We start from the raw sequence: 20364 nt of genomic DNA on the forward strand, positions 1-20364 counted from the left end.
CGGGAGGCATGCACCGCGCAGAATGCAATGAGTTCCCCGCCGGTGACCATCTGTTCTCTGGCCGGGTCCCGGGGCCGCCCGATGGGGAGTCGGATGGCGGCCCCGGAACCGGGCCGGCGCCAGATGAGGGGAAGAGGCGGCGCCTTCCAGGAAGGTCTGTGGGGTGTGCGGGGTGTGCGGGCTTCGGGGACGGGCCGTTCCGGTTCCGCTCCGTGGATCTCCGTGGATCTCCGGCCGGGCGGCGCGGCGGGCGGTCCACGGAAACGGGGACCTAGCCGAGGACGGCCCAGACGATCTTGCCGTAGGGGGCCAGCGGCGCCCAGCCCCAGCGGAGGCTGAGCGAGTCGACGATGTGCAGTCCGAGGCCGCCGACGTCCAGCGGGGAGGGATCGCGGAGCGAGGGGAAACCGGCGCCGGGGTCGTTGAGCGCGCAGACCACGAGGCCGTTCCTGCGCAGCAGGGAGAGTCTGATGGGCTCCCTGGCGCGCGTCTCGGCCAGCCGCAGGCCGTGCCGGAAGGCGTTGGTGGCCAGTTCCGAGACGACCAGTTCCATGCTCTCGCTCAGGTCGCCGAGGTTCCAGCCGGTCAGGGTGCCGGTGGCGAAGCTGCGCGCCGAGTGGACCGATTCCGCGCTCGGGGGAAGCACGAAGGTGGCGCTGGCCGGAGCCGGGGAGCCGGACAGGAGGTCGCGCGCGGCTTCGGGCCACCAGCCCACGGGCGGCCACCAGTCGAGCGCCGTCCACGACGTTCTGGGGGGAGCGGTTCGGGCGGACTGCACACGGATCATCATGATGCAAACTCCTGTGCAGGTGCAAGAGCGAATGCACGTGCATTGGGCGTGTGCAAGCGCTACGGTTACCCGTAAGTCGGTCGACCAACGCGGAAAGGGGATTTTCCGCGGCCAAGGAAGTCACGGGCCGCGAAGTGACAAACTGTCGATCAGGAAAGCGAGCGAGGAGCACCACGTGGCCATGGACCCGCCCGGTACCGGTTCCACCGTTCGGCGCATCATGCTCGGCGCCAGCCTGCGCCGCCTGCGTGAGGAGAAGGGGCTCACCCGCGAGGCCGCCGGATTCCACATCCGCGCCTCGGAGTCCAAGATCAGCCGGATGGAACTCGGCCGTGTCGGTTTCAAGACCCGGGACGTGGAGGACCTGCTCACCCTGTACGGCGTGCTCGACGACGCGGAACGGCGCGGCCTGCTGGAGATGGTCCGCGAGGCGAACACCCCCGGATGGTGGCACAAGTACGGCGACCTGCTGCCGAACTGGTTCACCACCTACGTGGGGCTGGAGGAGGCGGCGAGGGTGATCCGCACCTACGAGGTGCAGTTCGTGCCCGGCCTGCTCCAGACGTCCGACTACGCGCGCACCGTGATCCGGCTCGGCTACCCGGACGCGCCGGAGGCGGAGATCGAGCGTCGTGTGCACATGCGCATGCAGCGGCAGGAGCGCTTCACCCGCAAGGACGGCCCGCGTCTGTGGGCGGTCATCGACGAGGCGGCTCTGCGCCGGCCCATCGGGGGCAAGGAGATCATGCGCGAGCAGGTCCAGCACCTGCTGGAGGTGGCCGCGCTGCCCAACATCACCCTCCAGGTGATGCCCTTCAGATTCGGCATGCACGCGGCCGAGGGGGGCGCGTTCAGCATCTTACGGTTTCCCGAGTCCGACCTGTCGGACGTCGTTTACGTCGAGCAGCTCTGGGGTGCCCTCTACCTGGACAAGCGTGAGGACGTCGACCCCTACCTCACGGCCATGGAGCAGCTGTGCGTGGAAAGCACCACGCCCGGGGGCACCGCCGAGATCCTCGGCGACCTTCTCGGAGAGATCTAAATGGAGAAGACCTACAACGGCATGCCCGCCACCGATCTGGCGGGAGCCAGGTGGCGCAAGAGCCGCTACAGCAACTCGACGGGCAACTGCGTCGAGCTGGCCGAGCTGTCGGACGGCAGCATCGCCGTCCGCAACTCGCGTTTCCCCGACGGCCCGGCCCTGATCTACACACGCGACGAGATCCGCGCCCTGGTACTCGGGGTGAAGGACGGGGAGTTCGACGGCCTCACCGTGTAACAGTGTTTTTACACCCGGCTCATCTGGTTAACCCGGTCGCGCCGGAGGCGTAACCGGGGACGCGGCCCGGGGGGCGAGAGTGGGTCCCACAGCTGATAGGGGGCTTCGACCGTGCTCGACCAGATGACCTTGTATCCCGTGGCCGACGACGTGCTGTTCGCACCGGGCGGGCGCGTCGTGATCCGCACCTACGGCGTGGCCTCGCCCGCCGGCCGGGACGGGACGCCCGCCCCGGTGTCCTACAGCACGTGGGTCACCGGGGTGCGCGACCAGCCCCGCTACTGGCGGTGGCGGCATTTCGAGGAAGCCCGCCGCGGCCACCGCGGCGTCATCGAATGGCTGACCGGCCGCGGACCGCAACCCGGCGCGGCGACCGTCCCCGCCGGCCCGGCGGTCTCCGGCGAACCGGGCCCCGCCGTTCCGAGGGTTCCCGCCGGACCGGTCCCCGCCACGGCGGCGGCCCCCGGCGGTCCGCTCCTCTAGCGGTGGGTCGTTCCGGCCGGGCGCGGCTCTAGAGCGGGGCGTTCCAGCTGAGCACGACCGGCTCGGCGTGCTCGTAGCCCAGCCGGGAGTAGGTGCCGGTGTCCAGCCGGAAGAGCCGGCCGTCGGTCGGAGGGAGATCCAGCCAGCGGGCGCACAGCACCCGCAGGTAGTGCCCGTGGGCCACCAGGGCCACCTCGCCCCCGGCGGCGCGGGCCCGGCCGATCACCCGGTCGGCGCGGGCGCCGACCTCCGCCGCGCTCTCGCCGGGATGGGCGGCGTCGCCGGGGACCACCCCGTCACGCCACAGGTACCAGCCGGGCCGGTCCTCGCGGATCACCGGAGTGGTGATCCCCTCGTACCCGCCGTAGTCCCACTCCCACAGGTCGGGATCGATCTCGTAGTCGGTGAGGCCGGCCAGCTCCGCCGTACGGCGGGCCCGCGCCGCGGGACTGACCAGCACCAGGTCGAAGGACCGCTCCGCGACCAGCCGGGCGAGCGCCCGCGCCTGGGCCTCCCCCCTCTCGGTGAGCGGAAGGTCCGTGCGCCCGGTGTGGCGGCCGTTCCGGCTCCACTCCGTCTCGCCGTGCCGTAGCAGGAACATCTCTCTCATATGTCACCCATCATGCCGGTACGGCCGGCGCGGCCGATCGGGTGCCCCTGCCACCCGGCGGAAACGCTCCCCGCGGGGCCGTCCGGTCCTTGCGCGTCCGGTCCCCTCCGCGCCCGATCCTTGCGTGTCCGGTTGATCCGCCATCCGATCCCTCCGGTTCAGCGGAGCGTCGAGACGGGTTCGGCGAAGCGTCGAGACCGGTTCGGCGGAGTGCCCCCGCCCGGCGGTGCACCCCGTGAGAGGCTGGGGGATGTGACGATATCTGTGGGCCTGGTGGGTGCCGGGCCGTGGGCCGAGAAGGTGCACGCGCCGATGCTGTCGGCCGGACCGCACACCCGCCTGACCGGCGTGTGGGCGCGGCGGCCCGGAGCGGCGGCCGGGTTCGGCGTCCCGGTCTTCGAGCGGATCGAGGAGCTGTTCGACAGCTGCGAGGCGGTCGCGTTCGCGGTGCCGCCCGCCGTACAGGCCGAGCTGGGCGTGCGCGCCGCCAAGGAGGGCAAGGCGCTGCTGCTGGAGAAGCCCCTCGCGGCCGACCTGGAGGGGGCCCGGCGGCTGGCGGACGCGGTCGCCGAGGCCGGGGTGCCCTCCCAGATGGTCCTCACCTGGCGTTACTCGCCGGCCACCAGGGCGTTCCTGGCCCGGGTCTCGGCGATCGAGCCCTTCGGCGGCAGGGCGGCCCACATCTCCGGCGCGCTGCTCGGCAGCGGTTTCACCAGCCCCTGGCGGCTGGAGCGCGGCGCGATCCTCGACGTCGGCCCGCACATGATCGACATGCTGGACGCCGCGCTCGGCCGGGTCACCGCGGTCCGCGCCCACGGCAACCCACGGGGCTGGGTCGGCCTGCTGCTGGAGCACGAGGGCGGCGCGGTCAGCGAGGCGTCGCTGTGCATGAGCGTGCCGGGCGACAAGCCGCCGGCCGCCGTCGAGGTCTACGGCAAGCTGGGCACGGAGGCCATGAACGGCGACCGGCTCGGCTCCGACGTCTTCTCGGTGATGCTCGCGGAGTTCGCCGAGGCCGTCCGCGGCGGGGGCGGCCACCCCCTCGACGCCGCCCACGGCCTGCGCCTTCAGGAGATCATCGCGGCGGCGGAGGAGCAGCTCACCCACGCCTGACGGGTCCGGCGCCGCGCCGCGCGACCCCGCCGGGGGAGTCCTCCGGGCGGCGCGAGGCGTGGCCGGGTGAGGGAAGGTTGACGGCGCGGGTCCTGCGGCCGGGCGGGGGAGGCCGGTCCGAGGGTCCCATGTCGCGGCTCCCCGGGGAATTGGTAACGTTTGCCCGACGCATAACGTGTAGCGAAGTCCGGTGTGAGTCCGGCGCTGTCCCGCAACTGTCATGGTCCCCATGGGGCCGAGCCAGGTCGCCTCCGTTGTGCCGACGTCGTCAGCCCTCGTGGAAAAGGGTGATCCGTCGCTTCTCGCGGGTCTCTCGGTTCCGGCAACTGAAAGGACCTCGGTTGAGGCCCGTACGCCCCGTTCTCGCCGGTGCCCTGCTCGGCATGCTGGCCCTGGCCGGATGCGGTCAGAACTCCCCCTCGTCCTCCTCGTCCCCCGCGGTCTCCTCGGGGGCGAGCTCCGCGCCCGCCGCCCAGGCGGCCGGGTTCCCCGTCACGGTCCAGGCCGGCAACGGCCCGGTCACCATCGCCAGGAAGCCCGAGCGCGTCGTCTCCCTGTCGCCCACCGCCACCGAGAGCCTGTTCGCCGTCGGCGCCGGGCCCCAGGTGGTCGCGGTGGACGACCAGTCCACCTACCCGGCCGAGGCCCCCAAGACCGACCTGTCGGGTTTCAAGCCGAACGCCGAGGCGATCATCGCCCAGAAGCCCGACCTGGTCGTGCTCGCCAACGACATCGACGGCATCGTCGCCAAGCTGGCCAAGGTCAAGGTCCCCGTCCTGCTGGAGCCCGCGGCCGCCAAGCTCGACGAGACCTACGACCAGATCGGCGACCTCGGCGCCGCCACCGGCAACAAGGCCAAGGCCGACGAGGTCGTGACCGGGATGCGCAAGCGGATCGACGAGCTGGCCGCCGCCGCGCCCAAGGACAAGAACCTCACCTACTACCACGAGCTGGACGCCACGCCCTACTCGGTGACGTCCAGCACGTTCCTCGGCCAGGTCTACGGGCTGTTCGGCCTGACCAACATCGCGGACAAGGCGCCCGACCCGGCCGGCGGCTACCCCAAGCTTTCCGCCGAGTTCGTCGCCCAGGCGGACCCCGACCTGGTGTTCCTGGCCGACACCAAGTGCTGCGCACAGACCGCGGCCACCCTCGCCAAGCGTCCCGGCTGGTCCAAGCTCTCCGCCGTCGGGAAGGACCGGGTCGTCGAGCTCGACGACGACATCGCCTCCCGCTGGGGGCCGCGCGTCGTGGACCTCGCCGAGAAGGTCGGCGAGGCCGTGCAGAAGGCCGCGACGGACTAGGTGACCCGCTCCGCCCGCCCCTCCGGCCTCCTCAGCCGCGACGCCCCCGACATGCCCGACAGTCCTGACGGTCCCGGTGTCCCGGCCGGACGGCCGGGACGTGCGGCCCGGCTCCGGCCGGCGGCGGCGCTGGCGGCGGTCGGGGTGCTCCTGGCGAGCGCCCTCGCCGCGTTCCTGGTCGGCGCCGCCGACATCCCGCCGGGGAAGGCGGCGCTGCAGCTGCTCGACTGGTTGCCGTTCGTCTCGGCCGACCCGGGGCTGGCGCCGGTCGAGCAGAGCCTGCTGTGGGAGCTGCGGCTGCCCAGGGTCCTGCTCGCCGCGGTCGTCGGCGGCCTGCTCGCCTCCGCCGGAGCCGCCTACCAGGGCGTCTTCCGCAACCCGCTGGCCGACCCGTACCTGCTGGGCGCCGCGGCGGGCGCCGGCTTGGCGACCACGGCGACGGTCGTGTTCACCAGGGGCGACGACCAGTCGCTGACCATCCCGGCGGCCGCGTTCGCCGGGGCCATCGGCGGCGTCGTGCTCGCCTACGCGCTGGGCAACGTCGCGGGCCGGGGCGGGGGAACCGCCACGCTCGTCCTGGCGGGCGTGGCCGTCACCTCCTTCCTCACCGCCATCCAGACCTTCCTGCAGCAGCTCCGGGTCGAGGAGCTGGAGCGCATCTACTCGTGGATCCTCGGCAACGTCGGCGGAGGCTGGAGTCAGCTGGCGCTGGTCGCCCCGTACGCGGCGGTCTCGGTGACGGTCATGCTGCTGCACGGCAGGCTGCTGGACGTCCTGTCCGTCGGCGACGACGAGGCCGCGAGCCTGGGACTCAACGTGGCCAGGGTCCGGTTCACCGTACTGCTCGCCGCCTCGCTGGCCACCGCCTCGGCGGTGGCGGTCAGCGGGCTGATCGGCTTCGTCGGCGTCGTGGTACCGCACGCGGTCCGGCGCCTCGCCGGAGGTTCCTACCGGATCGTCCTCCCGCTCTCGCTGCTCGGCGGCGGCGCCTTCCTAGTCCTCGCCGACCTGCTGGCCAGGACCGTGCTCGCCCCGGCCGAGCTGCCCATCGGCGTGGTGACCGCCTTCGTCGGCGCGCCGTTCTTCGTCGCCGTGCTCCGCGTGACCAAGAGGACGGACACATGAGCGGCCGGGACACGGACGGGCCGGCGGCGGGCCGCCGGAGCGACCGCCGGGGCTCGGACGGGCCGGTGGCGGACCACCGTGACCCGGTCCCGGACGGCGGGATGGACAGGAGCGGCGGGGACGGCGGGGACACGGCGAGCGGTGTCGAGGTGCGCGACCTCGGGGTCGTGCTGGAGACGCGGACCGTGCTGTCCGGCGTCGGCCTGCGGATCCGACGCGGCGGCTGGCTCGCCGTCATCGGGGCCAACGGCGCGGGCAAGTCCACGCTGCTCAAGGCGATCGCCGGGGTGCTGCCCCACTCGGGGGAGGTGCTCATCGACGGCGCGCCGGTCCGCTCGCTCAAAGCCCGGGAACGGGCGAGGCTGCTGGCCTACGCCCCCCAGACCCCCGCCCTGCCGGACGACATGACCGTCTTCGACTACGCCCTGCTGGGCCGCACGCCGTACATCCCCTACCTGGGGCGCGAGGGCCGCCGCGACCGGGAGACGACCGCGTCGGTGCTGGAACGCCTCGACCTGTCGTCCCTGGCCCGCCGCCCGCTCGGCCGGCTGTCCGGCGGGGAGCGCCAGCGCGTCGTGCTCGCCAGGGCCCTGGTCCAGCAGGCCCCCGTGCTCCTGCTCGACGAGCCCACCACCGCCCTCGACCTGGGGCACCAGCAGCAGGTCCTGGAACTGGTCGACCGGCTCAGGCTGGCCGACGGGCTGACCGTGGTCACGACCCTGCACGACCTGGGCGTCGCCGGCCAGTACGCCGACTCGATGACGCTGATCGCCGCCGGCCGGGTCGCCGCGTCCGGCTCCCCGGCGGAGGTGCTGACCGGCGAGCTGATCGCCGAGCACTTCGACGCCCGCGTCCGCGTCGCGACGGACCCCTCGGGCCGGCCTCAGGTCCACCTGGAACGACCCGGACGGCGGGAGGACCGATGCTGCTGAGTCACCGCGTCGAGGACGGGGTACGGCTCGCCTCGCTGCTGTGGGAGTTCGGCCCCGGCTGGCGGGCGATCTCCTCGGCCATGGTCGGCGGCGGCATCGGCCCGGTGGAGTGGGTGCTCAACGCCCAGGTCCCGGGCGGCTACGCGCGGATGGACCCGGCCCGGCACCTGCTGGAGATGGCCCCGCCGGGCCGCGGCGTCGGCATGCTGACCGCCGCGTCCGTCGAGAGGTTCACCCGGGCCGCCGACGGGGGAGCGGAGGCGGTCGCCACCACGGGGCTGCGCGTCCCGACCTGGGCCGCCGCCCCCGAGGGCGCCGTGGACCCGGAGCTTGCCCCGATGCACGTGCCCGGCACGATCAACATCATCGTGGCCGTGCCGGTCGCGATGAGCGACGCCGCCCTGGTCAACCTGGTCATGACGGTGACCGAGGCCAAGACCCAGGCGCTCGTGGAGGAGGGGTTCCCCTGCACGGGGACCGCCTCCGACGCGGTCTGCGTGGCCGTGCGCGACGACGGGCCCGAGGAGCCGTTCGGCGGCCCGCGCTCCCTCTGGGGCGCCCGCGTCGCCCGCGCCGTCCACTCCGCCGTACGGCGGGGCGCCCGCGACTGGGCGGGCCGCGATCGGAACATCACTCTGAGTGAGGGAATTTCCGGAACTACCATGTGAGCGAGGGCCGGACTCCCGATACTTGGGCAGGTGACCGCTATGGCGACGACAGAACCTACGACAGGGCACGCCCCCGAACGGACGGTTCTCCGCGGAAGACCGCCGTTCAGCGTCGACGACCTGCTGACGTTCCCCGACGACGGGAACCGCTACGAGCTCTTCGACGGGAGCCTGCTGGTGAGCCCCCCTCCCGTCCCCCTGCACCAGTTCGCGAGTCTCCGCCTCATGAGGATCATCGAGGACGCCGCGCCGCCGGACCTCGAACCGCTGCCGGGAGTCGGCCTCGGGGCCGGTCCCCGCGACTTCTTCATCCCCGACCTCGTGGTGGTGCCGACCGAGGCCGTCGAGGAGACGGAGCTCATGTTCGCCCCCGACGACATCCTCCTGGCCGTGGAGCTGGTCAGTCCGACCAGCCGCAAGCGCGACCGGCACATGAAGCGGTCGGCCTACGCCGCCGCCGGGATCCCCCTGTACTGGCGGGTCGAGCTCGGCGACGGGCCGTCCCTGCACGTCCACGAGCTGGCCGGCGACGAGTACAAGCCCGCGGTGAGGTACGAGGCCGGTGAGACCGCGACGCCGGCCGCCCCCTTCGAGGTGAGCTTCGACCCGGCGGCACTCCTGCGCCCCCGCCGCTGAACCGGGTCCTTCCGGGCAGGTGAGGGCGGTTTCCCAAATGTGATCGAGTGGATTCCCTCCGTATCCCTTCCGTGCCCTTGACTTCTGCTCTACGGTTGCCAGGCTGTCCTTATCCCCCCTGTGGAGTGGCCATGCGGCGGTTGGGCTCGGCTCTGGTGTTCATCGGCGTCCTCGGCGTGGCCGTCGCCGCGACGGCGCCCGCGCTGGCGCACGAGCATCCCAGCGGTATCACCGACCTGGTGACCCCCGCGGTCGTGCGCGTCGAGGCGACGGCGCACGTCGACATCACCCTGCTCGACCACATCGGCGAGCTCGTCCACGTCGAGCGGAGCTACGAGGTGCCGATCGGCTCCGGCACCGGGACGATCGTCACCCCCGAGGGCGCCGTCGTCACCCTCACCCGGGTGGTCAAGAACGCCAAGGACGTCGAGGTCTACGCGGCCAACAAGGTCTTCGCCGACCACCACAAGGTCAAGATCCCCGCCGACTTCGAGCGGCACCACGTCAAGAACGACCGTCTCGACCACCACCTGCAGGAGTGCTATCCGCCCAAGCGGCCCACGGCGACCTGCATCTTCGACGTGACCACCGAGATCCGCGTCTTCCCGAACATCTCTCCCCCCGACCGGCAGGGGTTCAAGGCGGAGATCTCCTCCACCGCCGACGGTCCCGACGGGCCCGCCGTGCTCGTCCCGACCGGCCGCGCCGACGGCGGCACCGGCATGCCCACGGCGCCGCTGGCGGCCGCGGTGCCCGACAAGGACGGCTCACCGGTGGCGGTCGCGGGCTTCACCGGGAGGCCCGCCGCGAACCTGCCGGAGACCGTGGACATCGCGCACCTGCGCGCCGGGGGCGCGGGCGAGGGCGGCCGGCGGTTCAAGGACCCGGAGGGGAAGGCCGACGAGCCGAAGAAGCTGGGCGCGCTCATCGACCGGGGGCTGCTCGGCGGGCCGGTGATCGAGGACCGCAAGGGCGAGGTCGTCGGGCTGCTGACCGGCGGCGGTGACGACGCCCGGATGCTCGGCGTCCGCGAGGTGACCAGGGCGCTGGCCGAGGCCCGGGTCACGCCCCGGCGCGGCCCGATCGACGCCGCCTTCGAACAGGCGCTGACCCGCTTCCACACCGGCTACTACGGCGACGCCGTACCGGCCTTCCAGCGGGTCCTGGAGCTGTATCCGGGGCACACCGTGGCTGCGGCCCGCCTGAAGGAGGCCCAGGCCAAGCGCGGCACAGCCGAGGACAAGGGCGCCGCCCAGGTGCGGATGTCCCCGGGCGCCGAGCACCGCGGGCCGCCCCTGTGGATGTTCCTCGTGGCGGGCGGGGTGCTCGTGGTCGCGGTGCTGGCCGCCGCGCTGCTGCTCTGGCGCCGCGGCGGCGGGACGGAGGCCTCCGGCGCGGCCGGGGCGGACGCCGGGGAGGAGACCGAGGTGGCGGGGCCGCCGACGCCCGTCCCGCCGCCGTTCCGGCGGTCCGGGGAGACGGCCGACCCCACGGTGGTGGTCAGCCGGTCCTTCCCCCCGCTGCCCAGGACGCCGTCCCGGCCCGGCGACGCGGTGCTGGTCGCCCGCGACCCCGGAGCGGGTCCGGCGGGAACGGGCGCCCGGAGCACGGAGACCGGCGGTGGGGCGGCGGACGGCCCCGGCCCCCTCTCCCAGCAGGAGGGCGGGTTCACGGGGACGGGCCCGCAGAAGTACTGCACCGCCTGCGGCATGCGTCTGGGGCCCGCGCACCGGTTCTGCGGCTACTGCGGCCACCCCTGTGAGACGTGACGAGCGTGAACGAGAGAAACCTGATCGGCCAGGAGATGGCCGGGTACCGCATCGAGGACGTCATCGGCAAGGGCGGCATGGCCGTGGTCTACCTCGCCGTGGACCCCCGGCTCAACCGCCGGGTGGCGCTGAAGGTCCTCAACCCGCTGCTCAGCGAGGACGACCGGTTCCGGCGGCGCTTCATGCTGGAGTCGCGGACGGTCGCGAGCATGGACCACCCCAACATCATCCCGATCTACGAGGCCGACGCCGCCGCCGACGGCACGCTCTACATCGCGATGCGCTACGTCGACGGGCCCGATCTGCGCCGCCTGTTCTACGACCGGGGGCCGATGCCGGTCAGCCAGGTCAACCGGATCTCCGCCCAGGTCGCCGCCGCGCTGGACACCGCGCACGCGCACGACCTGATCCACCGCGACGTCAAGCCCGCCAACATCCTGATCGCCGGTCACGCCGAGGGGGACCACGCCTACCTCACCGACTTCGGCATCACCAAGCACCGGACCTCGCTGTCCGGGCTGACCGAGACCGACCAGTTCATCGGCACGCCCCGCTACATGGCCCCCGAGCAGATCAACAAGGAGCGCATCGACGGCCGCTGCGACCAGTACGCCCTGGCCTGCGTGGTCTACGAGGCGCTGTCGGGGCGGCTGCCGTTCGAGCGCGACAACGAGATCGCGCTGCTGTGGGCGCACCTCGCCGAGACCCCCACCCCGCTCACCGCGCTCCGGCCCGAGCTGCCCCTGGAGGTGGACGGGGTCATGGCGCGGGCGCTGGCCAAGTCGCCCGAGCAGCGCTACGACACCTGCACCCGGTTCGTCACCGAGCTGCGCGACGCGATCAGCGGCCGGCCGTACGGGTTCGTCACGGACGCCGCCTCGGCGGCGGGAGCGGCGGGGCGGTCCGGGGTGACGGCGGATCGGCCGGGGGACCGGTCCGGGCGGGGGAGCGGGGCTCCGGAGAGCGGCCGGACGGGGAGCGGGGCGGCCCGGCCCGGCGGCCGGCGGATCGTCGTCGGCGCGGTGGCGGCGATAGCGCTGATCGTCGCGCTGGTGGCGACGCTGGCGGTGGTCCTGCGCGGCGGCGACGAGTGGACGTCCTATCCGGGTTCGCCCGCCGTGCCGGTCTCCTTCGAGTATCCCGGCGGCTGGGAGCTGCGTCCGCACGCCGACGTGTTCGTGGTGGCCTCGCCCAGGGTGGAGGATTTCCGGGCGCTGTTCGGCACACCGGTCACCGCCGACTGGGCGGCCGTCAACCGGATCATCAAGGACGCGCCGGGGGACGCCGCCGGCGTCTACGCGCAGACGCTGGACACGCTCGACCCGAGGGGGAACGCCCAGCAGCTCCAGGAGACCCTGCAGTCGTCGCTGCCGGGCACGGTCAACGTGTTCTCCGAGGTGGTCCAGGTGCGGGTGGGCGGTCAGCCCGGCGTGCGGCTGGAGGGGTCGATCACCGATCCGCAGCGCGGCGGCCGGCTGGACTTCACCGGGTGGGCCGTGGAGCGTCCGGACGAACCGGCTCTCATGATCTACTTCTGCGCGCCGGCCGTGTGCGACGACGCGCTTGCCGACCGATTCGTGCGAAGTGTCTCGTTTCAGACGTTCTGACTTGCAGGCGGCTTGCAAACGGGTTGGCCGGGCCGTCCGCCCTATATGAAGGAAGGGGCGCGGCGGTCTAGTCTCCCCGCATGGCGGTCCCCCTCCCTCTTTCCCGGCTTTCCCGGCGTCTCCGCGCGGTGCCCATCCCCGACCTGCTGATCGGCTGCGCGGTCATCGCGCTGGGCACGCTGGAGGCGTTCACCGTGGCGACCGAGTACGGCGCCGCCGAGACCCCCGAGCTGTGGTGGGTCGGCCAGGCCCTCGTCACGGGCCTGCTGATCTGGTTCCGGCGCGGGGCGCCCGTCGCGGTCTTCATCCTGATGATCCTCGCCCAGTACGTCTGGCACCGGCAGGGCTACGAGACGTGCCAGACCTGGCAGCTCGCCTCCCTGCTGATCGTCTTCCACACGGTCGGCGCCGAGCTGAGCCTCAAGCGGGGCCTCGCCTGGGCCACGGCCGGGATCCTGGTCTTCGACTCCGGCGCGGTCGACCACCGCTGGCTCCCCTTCGACGAGGTCATCTTCCTGACGGTGGTCTTCGGCGCCGCCTACCTCACCGGCCTGGCCGTGCACGCCTACGCCGCGCGGGCCCGCCGCCTGGCCGAGCACGCCGACCGTGTGGAACGTGACAGGGAACGCCGGGCCGCCGAGGCCGTCGCCGAGGAGCGGGCCCGCATCGCCCGCGAGCTGCACGACGTGGTGGCGCACAGCGTCAGCATGATGGTCATGCAGGCCGGGGTGCTGCGCCGTACCGGTGCCGGGGACGGCGAGGCGCTGCTCGGCATCGAGCGGATGGGCCGCGAGGCCGTCGAGGAGCTGCGCGTCATGCTCGGCGCGCTGCGCATGCCGCTGGACGAGGCCATCCCGCAGCCGGGCCTGGACATGCTCGCCGGCATGGTCGGCACGCTCGCCTCCTCGGGCCTGGACGTCGTCCTCGACGTGACGGGCGAGCCGGTACGGCTCGCGCCGGGCCTGGACCTCTCGGCCTACCGCATCGCGCAGGAGGCCCTCACCAACGCCGTCAAGCACGCCGGCGAGTCCGGCATCCGGATCACGCTCTCCTACCTCCCCGACCGCCTGGAGATCGAGGTGGTCGACGGCGGCGGCACCGCCGCGCCGGAGCTGTCGGCCGGCCTGTCGACCGGCAACGGCCTGATCGGCATGCGGGAGCGCGCCGAGCTGTTCGGCGGCGACTTCGAGGCGGGCCCGCGCCCCGGGGGCGGGTTCCGGGTCCACGCGTCCCTGCCGGTCAGGCAGGAGGTGCTCGCCGGTGGACGGGCCGGATAGGCCGGGCGGACCGGGCGGGCCGATGCGTGAACCGGCCCGGGGACCGGTTCACGTGCCGGACGGGAAGACCAGACGACCCCTGCGGGCCGCGGCGCGGCCGGATGAGGAGCGGAGATGAACACCGGACAGGGAACGGACACCGGCGTCGTCCGCATCGTGATCGCCGACGACCAGGCGATGGTGCGCGCGGGACTGCGGCTCGTCGTGGAGAGCGAGCCGGGCATGGAGGTGGTGGGTGAGGCGTCCGACGGCGTGGAGGCCGTCGCGGTGGCCCGCCGTACCCGGCCGGACGTCGTGCTGATGGACATCTCCATGCCGCGGATGGACGGCCTCGCCGCGGCCGGGCAGATCCTCGGATGGCCCGACCCGCCGAAGGTCGTCATGCTCACCACCTTCGATACCGACGAGAACCTCTACGCGGCGCTGCGCGCGGGCACCAGCGGCTTCCTGCTCAAGGTGTCGCCGCCCGAGCAGCTCGTGGAGGCCGTCCGCGTCGTCGTCGGCGGGGACGCGCTGCTCGACCCGGCCGTCACCACCCGCGTCATCGCCTCCTTCGCCGGCCGCCACGAGCCCGCGCCGCCGCCGCGCCTCGCCGAGCTCACCCCCCGGGAGCTGGAGGTCCTGCGCCTACTGGCCCGTGGCCTGACCAACGCCGAGATCGCCCGCGAGCTCTTCGTCGGAGAGGCCACGGTCAAGACCCACGTGGCCCGGGTGCTGATGAAGCTCCACCTGCGTGACCGGGCTCAGGCGGTGGTGTTCGCGTACGAGTCGGGGGTGGTACGGCCCGGCGCCGCCGTCGGGTAGTACGAGACCCACTCCTCGCGGCTCATCCGGAGCATCTTCACGCCGAGCGAGCCGAGCGCGGCCACCGGGGCCGTCCACAGCGCCACGGTGACGGGACCGTACTCGACGAGCATGGAGGAGACGTACCCGATACCCGCGACGAGCGGGACCCACCAGTGCGCGAACCCGGACCGCCAGACGCCGACCAGCAGGACCGGCAGGCCGAAGATCGCGAGGAAGATCCAGGGCATCTGGAAGCCGAAGACGAAGCCGGGGAGGTCCATCATCTCGTCCAGGATGCGCTGGGCCTCCTCGGGGGTGTAGTGGCGGCCCAGCCACCACTCCACCGGGTCGCTGAGCAGCAGTCCTGAGAGGTTGACGAAGCCGAGGGCGACCAGCGGGCCCGCGATGTGCCCGAAGACCGCGGCGCGGCGGCGCATCACGTGCATCAGGGCGAGGGCGGCCAGGCCGAGCAGCAGGTACGCCCAGTGGTACAGCACCGACTGGACCTGGGCGAGCGCGGGGTCGTCGCCGTAGCTGACGGCCTCGCGGCTGTCACCCCAGGTGCCGGGATCGATGACGACGGCGATCGCCTGAAGGAGGGGGGCGACGATCAGCAGCATGCCGGAGGCGACGCGCCGGAACGTGGCGGAGTCCTTGAACATGGGGCTTCCTTGCGGTTCAGCGGGGGCCTCTCCCGCCCCCATGTCCGCGGGGCGGTTCCGCGCCCCTGATGCCTGTGCGGGGCTCGCGGCCCTTCCCGGACCGCCGACGGCCGTCTTTTCCGGGCCGTCGCACAGGACGGTAGGCCGCGGCCCCGCCCCGGGTCGTCCGCCTCCCGGCTGATCCGTCGTCCCCCGCGCGGGCTAAGGCCCTCTTTCCGGCGCATCGCGTAGTAGCAGGGCCGCTTGCACCCGGTTGGTGCAGTTCAGTTTGGCGAGGATGCGGCTGACGTAGGTCTTGACACTGGCCTCGGTCATGTGGGCGCGCCGAGCCACCTGGGCGTTGGACAGGCCCTGTGCCACCAGGGCGAGGATGTCGGCTTCGCGCGCGGTGAGGGCGGCCAGCCGGCGGGCGGCGTCGCGTCCGCGCTCGTCATCGCCCGGCGCCGCCATGTCGAGCACCTGGCGGGTCACAGCCGGCGACAGGTACGCCTGCCCGGCGTGAGCGGCACGGACCGCGCGGATCAGCTCGTCCGGGGTACACGTCTTCAGGATGAACCCGGACACGCCTTGCCGCACCGCCCGCCGTACGTTGTCCTCCTCGCCGAAAGCGGTGAGCAGCACCACGCGCGTCCCGGCCAGTTCGGCGGCGGCGTCCAGGCCGTCCATCACCGGCATCGCGATGTCCAGGAGCGCGACGTCGATCCGGTGCCGGCGGGCGGCCTGCACCGCTTCGCGTCCGTCACGCGCGGTGGCCACCACCTCGATGTCCCCTGCCGACTCCAGGACGGTGCGGATGCCCGTGGTGATGAGGGGTTCGTCATCGGCGATCAACGCCTTGATCATGAAGTGGCCCCCGCGAGGACCGGCACCAGGGGGAGCATCGCAACGAGCCGGAATTCGCGCGGTCCCGGGTGGACGCGCAGCAGGCCACCTGCCGCGGTGACGCGTTCGGTCAGCCCGCGCAGGCCGCTGCCGCCGACGGAGGAGGGAGGACGGCGGGGCGCCGGGTTGGCCACCGAGATCAGGAGAGCGTCGGGTTGCCAGTCGAGTGACACGGTGACCGACGTGCCGGCCGCGTGCTTGACCGCGTTGGTCAGTCCTTCCTGGACGACCCGGTAGGCGGCGTGGGAGGCCTTCGGGTCGGCGAGCGGGACGGCCTCACCGGACGTCTCGATCATCACTGAAGTGCCTGCCGCCTGGGAGCGGGCGATGAGGCCGTCGATGTCGTCCAGGCCGGGGGCGTCATGGTCACGGAGCGCGTTGACCACCTCGTGGAGTTCCGCCGCGGCGGCACGCGCGGCGTCCGCCAAGCCGCCCACCGCCCGCTGCTGGTCGGGAGGCAACGAGCCCACCTGCAGCGCGGCGGCCTGCACGGACACCAAGCTGAGCAGGTGGCCGAGCGAGTCGTGCATGTCGTGAGCGATGCGCAGCCGCTCGCGTAGCCGTTCCTGCTCGGCGATCAGAGCCCTTTCCCGGCGCATGTGCTCACGCTGCCGGGCCACGTAACGGCCGGCGAGCAGCGGCAGCGCGGTCAGGATGACGACGCGGGCCAAGCTGATCCACGGTTCCTCGGCGCCGGGGGATCGCTGCACGACCAGCAACAGGGCGCATACATATGCGCTGAGGGCGCATGCCGCCACCACCGCGTCTCTACGTGCGGAGATGCGGTGCCCGGCCTGGAAGCCGGTGCAGACCAGCAGGGCCAGCGAACCGCCGGTGAGCACCGCCAGCGCCAGCGCCGCGAAGAAGGCCGCGAACGGCAGACGGTTCATCGCCGCCATGGTGAGCGCCACCGCCACGGCGTACGCGGCGAGCATCCAGCCTTGTGTCCCGTCCAACCACAGCAGCGCCGTGTCCGCGACCATGACTGCGGCAATGAGCGCATGCCTGGACATGGGCCTCACCTTACTCATCGCACCTCATGGCACTCATAGTCAACTTTGGTGAACAGCCATCGGTGACTTTCGCGGGCAGATCCCGGCTGTCCACGGCTCTTAACGTTCTGCGCATGCTCAAGACCTTCATGGCGCTGGCCATCCTCACGACACCGGTCACCGCCCCGACGCCACAGCCGTCCCTGCGGTGGAGCGCCTGTCCCATCACGAACGCGCCCGAACTCCAGTGCGCGGACCTGCCCGTCGCCCTGTCCCCCCGGGGCGGCCGGAAGATCACTCTCAAGGTCGCCCGCCTGCCCGCCACCGGCACCAAGAAGGGATCCGTGCTCGTCAACTTCGGCGGTCCGCAGGGATACCAGATCGCCTCGCTGGGCTCACGCACCCAGATCTTCGACAAGATCCGTACGTCGATGGACGTCGTGACCTGGGACCCGCGCGGCTATCCCGGCCTCAGCGGCGCGGTGCTCCGGTGCGACTGGGGCTTCGTGCGCACCCCGGCGTTCCCCACCGACCAGGCCGGCTTCGACCGGCTCGCCGCGGCGAACAAGGCCAGGGGCGACAAGTGCCGCAACACCGACCCTGAGCTCTTCGACCACATGGACTCGGCCTCCGACGCCCGCGACGCCGACGCCATCCGCCAAGCGCTCGGCGAGGACACGATGAACTTCCTGGGCCTGTCATACGGCGGAACGATCGCACAGTCCTACGCCCGCCTGTTCCCCGAGCGTGTGCGCACGATGTACATCGACGGCACCAGAAACCACAGCCTCCGCAACTGGGAACGGGAACTCGACGCCGTGGCCCGTGAGACCGAGCGGTTCATGGACCGGTTCTTCGCCTGGGCCCCCGCCGGGACGGAGAAGCGCTGGCGGGCACTGATCGCCAAGGCCGACCGCGAGCCGATCCCAGCCCCGAAAGCCGACGTCCGCTTCGACGGCACACAGTTGCAGGCGCTCGCATTCCTCAAGCTCCGGCCCGGCCCCGCGAGCTGGGGCGACTTCGTGGCGGCCATCACGGCCGCCGAGGCCGGCGACGCTTCGGGCTTCGCGCTGTCGAGCCGCCAGCCCTACCCCGGCGCCCCGGGCGGAGGCTACAAGGAGTGCCTGGACCTCCCCCGCCCCGTCGATCGGCGCGACGTCGCGCGCACGGCCAAGCGGTTGCGCGCCATCGCCCCCAACACCGGCGCATCTTTCGCTCTCGCCTGGCACCTGCCACTCACCTGCGCCGGCTGGCCGACCCCGGTGGCCAACCCGCCCACGCCGATGCCCCGTACGCTGCCGCCGATGCTGGGCGCGGGTACCTGGCAGGACTATGAGTCCACCCGCCGAGTGGTCGAGCAGATCCCCGGCAGTCGCACGATCGAACACGACGGCCCCGGACACAACCTCTTCGGCGCGATGGCCGACTCCTGCGTCATCGACCACGTCAGCAGATACGTCACCGAGCGTCGGCTGCCGCCCCGGGGGACCGCATGCCCGTGATCCGGCGGGAGGGGAGCCGCCGCTGGAAACGCCGGTGGATCGCGGGCGCCGTCACCGCGGTCCTCCTCACCGTCGCCGTGGCGCTGACGGCGATCGCCCTCACCGTGACCAACGACAACCGATCAAGGCCGTGTGCAAGGTGATCAGGCGGTTCGGAGAGCACCTCTTGAACCGCAGGATGACCGCGCGGTTCGCGCCCCGGCGCCGGAATCACCGTGTGAGCGGGCTTTTCAGGGGGCGGGACGTGGGGCGATGCCGCGCATGAGGGTGGCGACGACACCCTCGGCGAAGTCCGGCGGCGCATCGGCCGGGGCCGGAGCGGAGCCGAGCAGCAGGCGGGGCAGGACCTGCTCGTGGCAGGCGCCGACGATCAGCATCGCGGCGGCTTCGGCGGAGGCGTCCGGGGACAGGCGGCCGAGGTCCTGCTCGGCGCGCAGGTAGCCGGCCAGCACCGCCTTCAGCCCGTGGCCGTCTCCCAGCGGGTTCGGCATGGCGTCGAACAGCCGCAAGACCTCGGGCTGGGAGAGCAGGCCCGCGAACGCGGGCAGGAACGCCGCGTGCAGGGCCAGGCCGTACCCGACGCAGGCGCGGAGGTTGGCCTCGACGTCGCCCTCGCCGGCCCTGACCGGCAGCCCGCCCAGCGCCCGCTCGACGCTGCGGACGTGGGCGTGCAGGGCGAGCGCGATCAGCTCCTCCTTGCCCGCGAAGTGGTTGTAGAGGACGCCGTCGGCGACCCGCGCCTCACGGGCGATCTCCCGTACGGTGAGCCCGGCGGTGCCGCGCCGGGAGATCAGGCGCCCGGCGGTGGCGACGAGGTGCTCGCGCAGGCTCGGGCCGCCCTCGCCGTCCCGCAGGACGGCCGCTTTTCTCGGTGACATCGCGTCTCATCGTAGTCAGCCGTCCCCGCCCCGGCCGCCCCCGCGGGTCAGGGACGGACGGCGGTGACGAGCCAGGCGGCGCCGCGCAGCCGTACGGCGCCGTCCCGCTCGAAGGGCCGCAGCGCCTCGACGAGCGCCTCGTGGGCACGGCCGGCGGCGGCCGGATCGACCTGGCCGAGCAGGAAACGGACCGGGCCCCAGGCGCCGAGGAACGCCCCGGCGTCCTCGGCGTCGTGGCCCCAGTGCTGGGGGGCGTCCACGGCCGTCACGTCCACCTTCCCGAACCCGGCGTCGGCCAGCACGTCCCGGACGTGGTCCGGCTCGGCCAGCGATTCCGGCCCCGGCCCGCCGGGCTCGGTCGTGGCGGGCCGCCGGGGCAGGTGCCGGGCCATCGCCGCGAAGACCTCGCCCAGCTCGTTGTCCTCCATCCGGCGCAGGGAGAGGAACGCGAGCCGTCCGCCGGGGCGCAGCGCGCGCCCGATGTTGGCGAACGCGGCGACGGGGTCGGCGAAGAACATGATCCCGAACCGGCTGACGGCCACGTCGAACCCGGCGCCGGGGAAGGGGTGGACCTGGGCGTCGCCCCGCTCGAAGGTCACGTTGGCCAGGCCCTCAGCGGCCGAGCTCGCCCGCGCCCGCTCCAGCATCGGCGCCGACAGGTCCACCCCGGTGGCGTGGCCGAGCGGGGCCCGCCGCGCGGCCAGGCGCGTCACCTGGCCGTTGCCGCATCCGATGTCGAGGACCCGGTCGCCCTCGCCGACGGCCGCCGCGCCGAGGAGGCGGTCGTTGAAGCCGCTGTTGACGGCGTCGTAGCGGTCCTGGTTGCCGGCCCAGTGCTCGCCCTCGTAGCCGTTCCACGCCTCGGCCTGGTGGGTGTTGACGACGGATCCCATCGGATCTCCTCTCCGGGCCGCCCGGGGGCGGCCTCGCACACTTTCCAATCATTATGAACATAGGTTCATGAACGCTTGTTCATAATGAGGCGGCGAAACGGGCCCTGTCAATCGCGGATGCGGACAGGATCCGGTGCGATGGGAGCCCAGGGTGGGGGAGGGGACGGATGGCCCGG

Annotated in this window: 21 protein-coding genes and 1 riboswitch; of the genes, 14 read left to right on the top strand and 7 right to left on the bottom strand. The window is 72.8% G+C overall.

Annotated elements, in window-relative coordinates; genetic code table 11:
• Positions 1-271 precede the first annotated feature (271 nt).
• Positions 272-787: an ATP-binding protein gene (locus AB0D67_RS01580; RefSeq protein ID WP_362928766.1), complete on the bottom strand. Its 516-nt coding sequence runs from the start codon at positions 785-787 to the stop codon at positions 272-274.
• 223 nt (positions 788-1010) lie between these two features.
• On the opposite strand from AB0D67_RS01580, the gene AB0D67_RS01585 reads away from it, so the two are divergent.
• The 3 genes from AB0D67_RS01585 to AB0D67_RS01595 all read left to right on the top strand — a co-directional run bounded on the left by AB0D67_RS01585 (position 1011) and on the right by AB0D67_RS01595 (position 2552).
• Positions 1011-1832: a helix-turn-helix transcriptional regulator gene (locus tag AB0D67_RS01585; RefSeq protein ID WP_362928768.1), complete on the top strand. Its 822-nt coding sequence runs from the start codon at positions 1011-1013 to the stop codon at positions 1830-1832.
• Positions 1833-2069 (top strand): DUF397 domain-containing protein, encoded by a 237-nt coding sequence (locus AB0D67_RS01590; RefSeq protein ID WP_362928645.1) that lies wholly within the window; start codon positions 1833-1835, stop codon positions 2067-2069.
• A gap of 123 nt (positions 2070-2192) precedes the next feature.
• Positions 2193-2552, top strand: coding sequence for a hypothetical protein (locus tag AB0D67_RS01595; RefSeq protein WP_362928647.1), 360 nt, complete (start codon positions 2193-2195; stop codon positions 2550-2552).
• 28 nt (positions 2553-2580) lie between these two features.
• Here the strand turns inward: AB0D67_RS01595 and AB0D67_RS01600 are convergent, their stop codons facing one another.
• Entirely contained in the window at positions 2581-3162 is a 582-nt protein-coding gene (locus tag AB0D67_RS01600; protein ID WP_362928649.1) for a histidine phosphatase family protein, read from the bottom strand.
• 252 nt (positions 3163-3414) lie between these two features.
• Between AB0D67_RS01600 and AB0D67_RS01605 the strand changes: the two genes are divergently transcribed.
• The 10 genes from AB0D67_RS01605 to AB0D67_RS01650 all read left to right on the top strand — a co-directional run bounded on the left by AB0D67_RS01605 (position 3415) and on the right by AB0D67_RS01650 (position 14397).
• Positions 3415-4275 carry a Gfo/Idh/MocA family oxidoreductase gene (locus tag AB0D67_RS01605; RefSeq protein WP_362928651.1) on the top strand — a complete coding sequence of 287 codons (861 nt, stop codon included), beginning with the start codon at positions 3415-3417 and terminating at the stop codon, positions 4273-4275.
• Between the two features lie 138 nt (positions 4276-4413).
• Positions 4414-4547: riboswitch (cobalamin riboswitch) on the top strand.
• A gap of 69 nt (positions 4548-4616) precedes the next feature.
• Positions 4617-5579, top strand: a complete 963-nt coding sequence (locus AB0D67_RS01610; protein ID WP_362928653.1) for an ABC transporter substrate-binding protein — start codon at positions 4617-4619, stop codon at positions 5577-5579.
• Complete coding sequence (locus tag AB0D67_RS01615; RefSeq protein WP_362928655.1) at positions 5580-6704, top strand: iron ABC transporter permease; 1125 nt, start codon at positions 5580-5582, stop codon at positions 6702-6704.
• A complete protein-coding gene (locus AB0D67_RS01620) occupies positions 6701-7636 on the top strand; it encodes an ABC transporter ATP-binding protein (protein WP_362928657.1) in 936 nt (311 codons plus the stop codon). The genes AB0D67_RS01615 and AB0D67_RS01620 overlap by 4 nt, the downstream gene beginning before the upstream one ends.
• Positions 7627-8304, top strand: coding sequence for an adenosylcobinamide amidohydrolase (locus AB0D67_RS01625; protein ID WP_362928659.1), 678 nt, complete (start codon positions 7627-7629; stop codon positions 8302-8304). Before AB0D67_RS01620 ends, AB0D67_RS01625 begins: the two co-directional genes overlap by 10 nt.
• Before the next feature lie 39 nt (positions 8305-8343).
• The gene (locus AB0D67_RS01630; protein WP_362928661.1) at positions 8344-8940 is read left to right on the top strand and encodes a Uma2 family endonuclease; all 597 of its coding nucleotides are present in this window, start codon (positions 8344-8346) and stop codon (positions 8938-8940) included.
• Between the two features lie 131 nt (positions 8941-9071).
• On the top strand, positions 9072-10709 hold the full coding sequence (locus tag AB0D67_RS01635; protein ID WP_362928663.1) for a hypothetical protein: 1638 nt from the start codon (positions 9072-9074) through the stop codon (positions 10707-10709).
• Positions 10710-10714: 5 nt separating this feature from the next.
• On the top strand, positions 10715-12316 hold the full coding sequence (locus tag AB0D67_RS01640; RefSeq protein WP_362928665.1) for a serine/threonine-protein kinase: 1602 nt from the start codon (positions 10715-10717) through the stop codon (positions 12314-12316).
• Between the two features lie 80 nt (positions 12317-12396).
• The gene (locus AB0D67_RS01645; RefSeq protein WP_362928667.1) at positions 12397-13593 is read left to right on the top strand and encodes a histidine kinase; all 1197 of its coding nucleotides are present in this window, start codon (positions 12397-12399) and stop codon (positions 13591-13593) included.
• A 114-nt stretch (positions 13594-13707) separates the two neighbouring features.
• Positions 13708-14397, top strand: a complete 690-nt coding sequence (locus tag AB0D67_RS01650) for a response regulator transcription factor (protein ID WP_362928669.1) — start codon at positions 13708-13710, stop codon at positions 14395-14397.
• On the opposite strand, the gene AB0D67_RS01655 is transcribed toward AB0D67_RS01650, so the two are convergent.
• The 3 genes from AB0D67_RS01655 to AB0D67_RS01665 all read right to left on the bottom strand — a co-directional run bounded on the left by AB0D67_RS01655 (position 14337) and on the right by AB0D67_RS01665 (position 16936).
• Positions 14337-15041, bottom strand: coding sequence for a hypothetical protein (locus AB0D67_RS01655; RefSeq protein WP_362928671.1), 705 nt, complete (start codon positions 15039-15041; stop codon positions 14337-14339). The genes AB0D67_RS01650 and AB0D67_RS01655 overlap by 61 nt on opposite strands.
• A gap of 201 nt (positions 15042-15242) precedes the next feature.
• Complete coding sequence (locus AB0D67_RS01660) at positions 15243-15884, bottom strand: response regulator transcription factor (protein ID WP_362928673.1); 642 nt, start codon at positions 15882-15884, stop codon at positions 15243-15245.
• Positions 15881-16936, bottom strand: coding sequence for a histidine kinase (locus AB0D67_RS01665; protein WP_362928675.1), 1056 nt, complete (start codon positions 16934-16936; stop codon positions 15881-15883). The genes AB0D67_RS01660 and AB0D67_RS01665 overlap by 4 nt, the downstream gene beginning before the upstream one ends.
• A gap of 113 nt (positions 16937-17049) precedes the next feature.
• On the opposite strand from AB0D67_RS01665, the gene AB0D67_RS01670 reads away from it, so the two are divergent.
• Positions 17050-18417 carry an alpha/beta fold hydrolase gene (locus AB0D67_RS01670; RefSeq protein ID WP_362928677.1) on the top strand — a complete coding sequence of 456 codons (1368 nt, stop codon included), beginning with the start codon at positions 17050-17052 and terminating at the stop codon, positions 18415-18417.
• Positions 18418-18647: 230 nt separating this feature from the next.
• On the opposite strand, the gene AB0D67_RS01675 is transcribed toward AB0D67_RS01670, so the two are convergent.
• Together AB0D67_RS01675 and AB0D67_RS01680 are read right to left on the bottom strand one after the other, a co-directional pair.
• Entirely contained in the window at positions 18648-19295 is a 648-nt protein-coding gene (locus tag AB0D67_RS01675; RefSeq protein ID WP_362928679.1) for a helix-turn-helix domain-containing protein, read from the bottom strand.
• A gap of 47 nt (positions 19296-19342) precedes the next feature.
• Positions 19343-20188 (bottom strand): methyltransferase domain-containing protein, encoded by an 846-nt coding sequence (locus tag AB0D67_RS01680; RefSeq protein ID WP_362928681.1) that lies wholly within the window; start codon positions 20186-20188, stop codon positions 19343-19345.
• Positions 20189-20364 lie beyond the last annotated feature (176 nt).

Source organism: Streptosporangium sp. NPDC048047, assembly GCF_040653115.1.
GTDB lineage: Bacteria > Actinomycetota > Actinomycetes > Streptosporangiales > Streptosporangiaceae > Streptosporangium.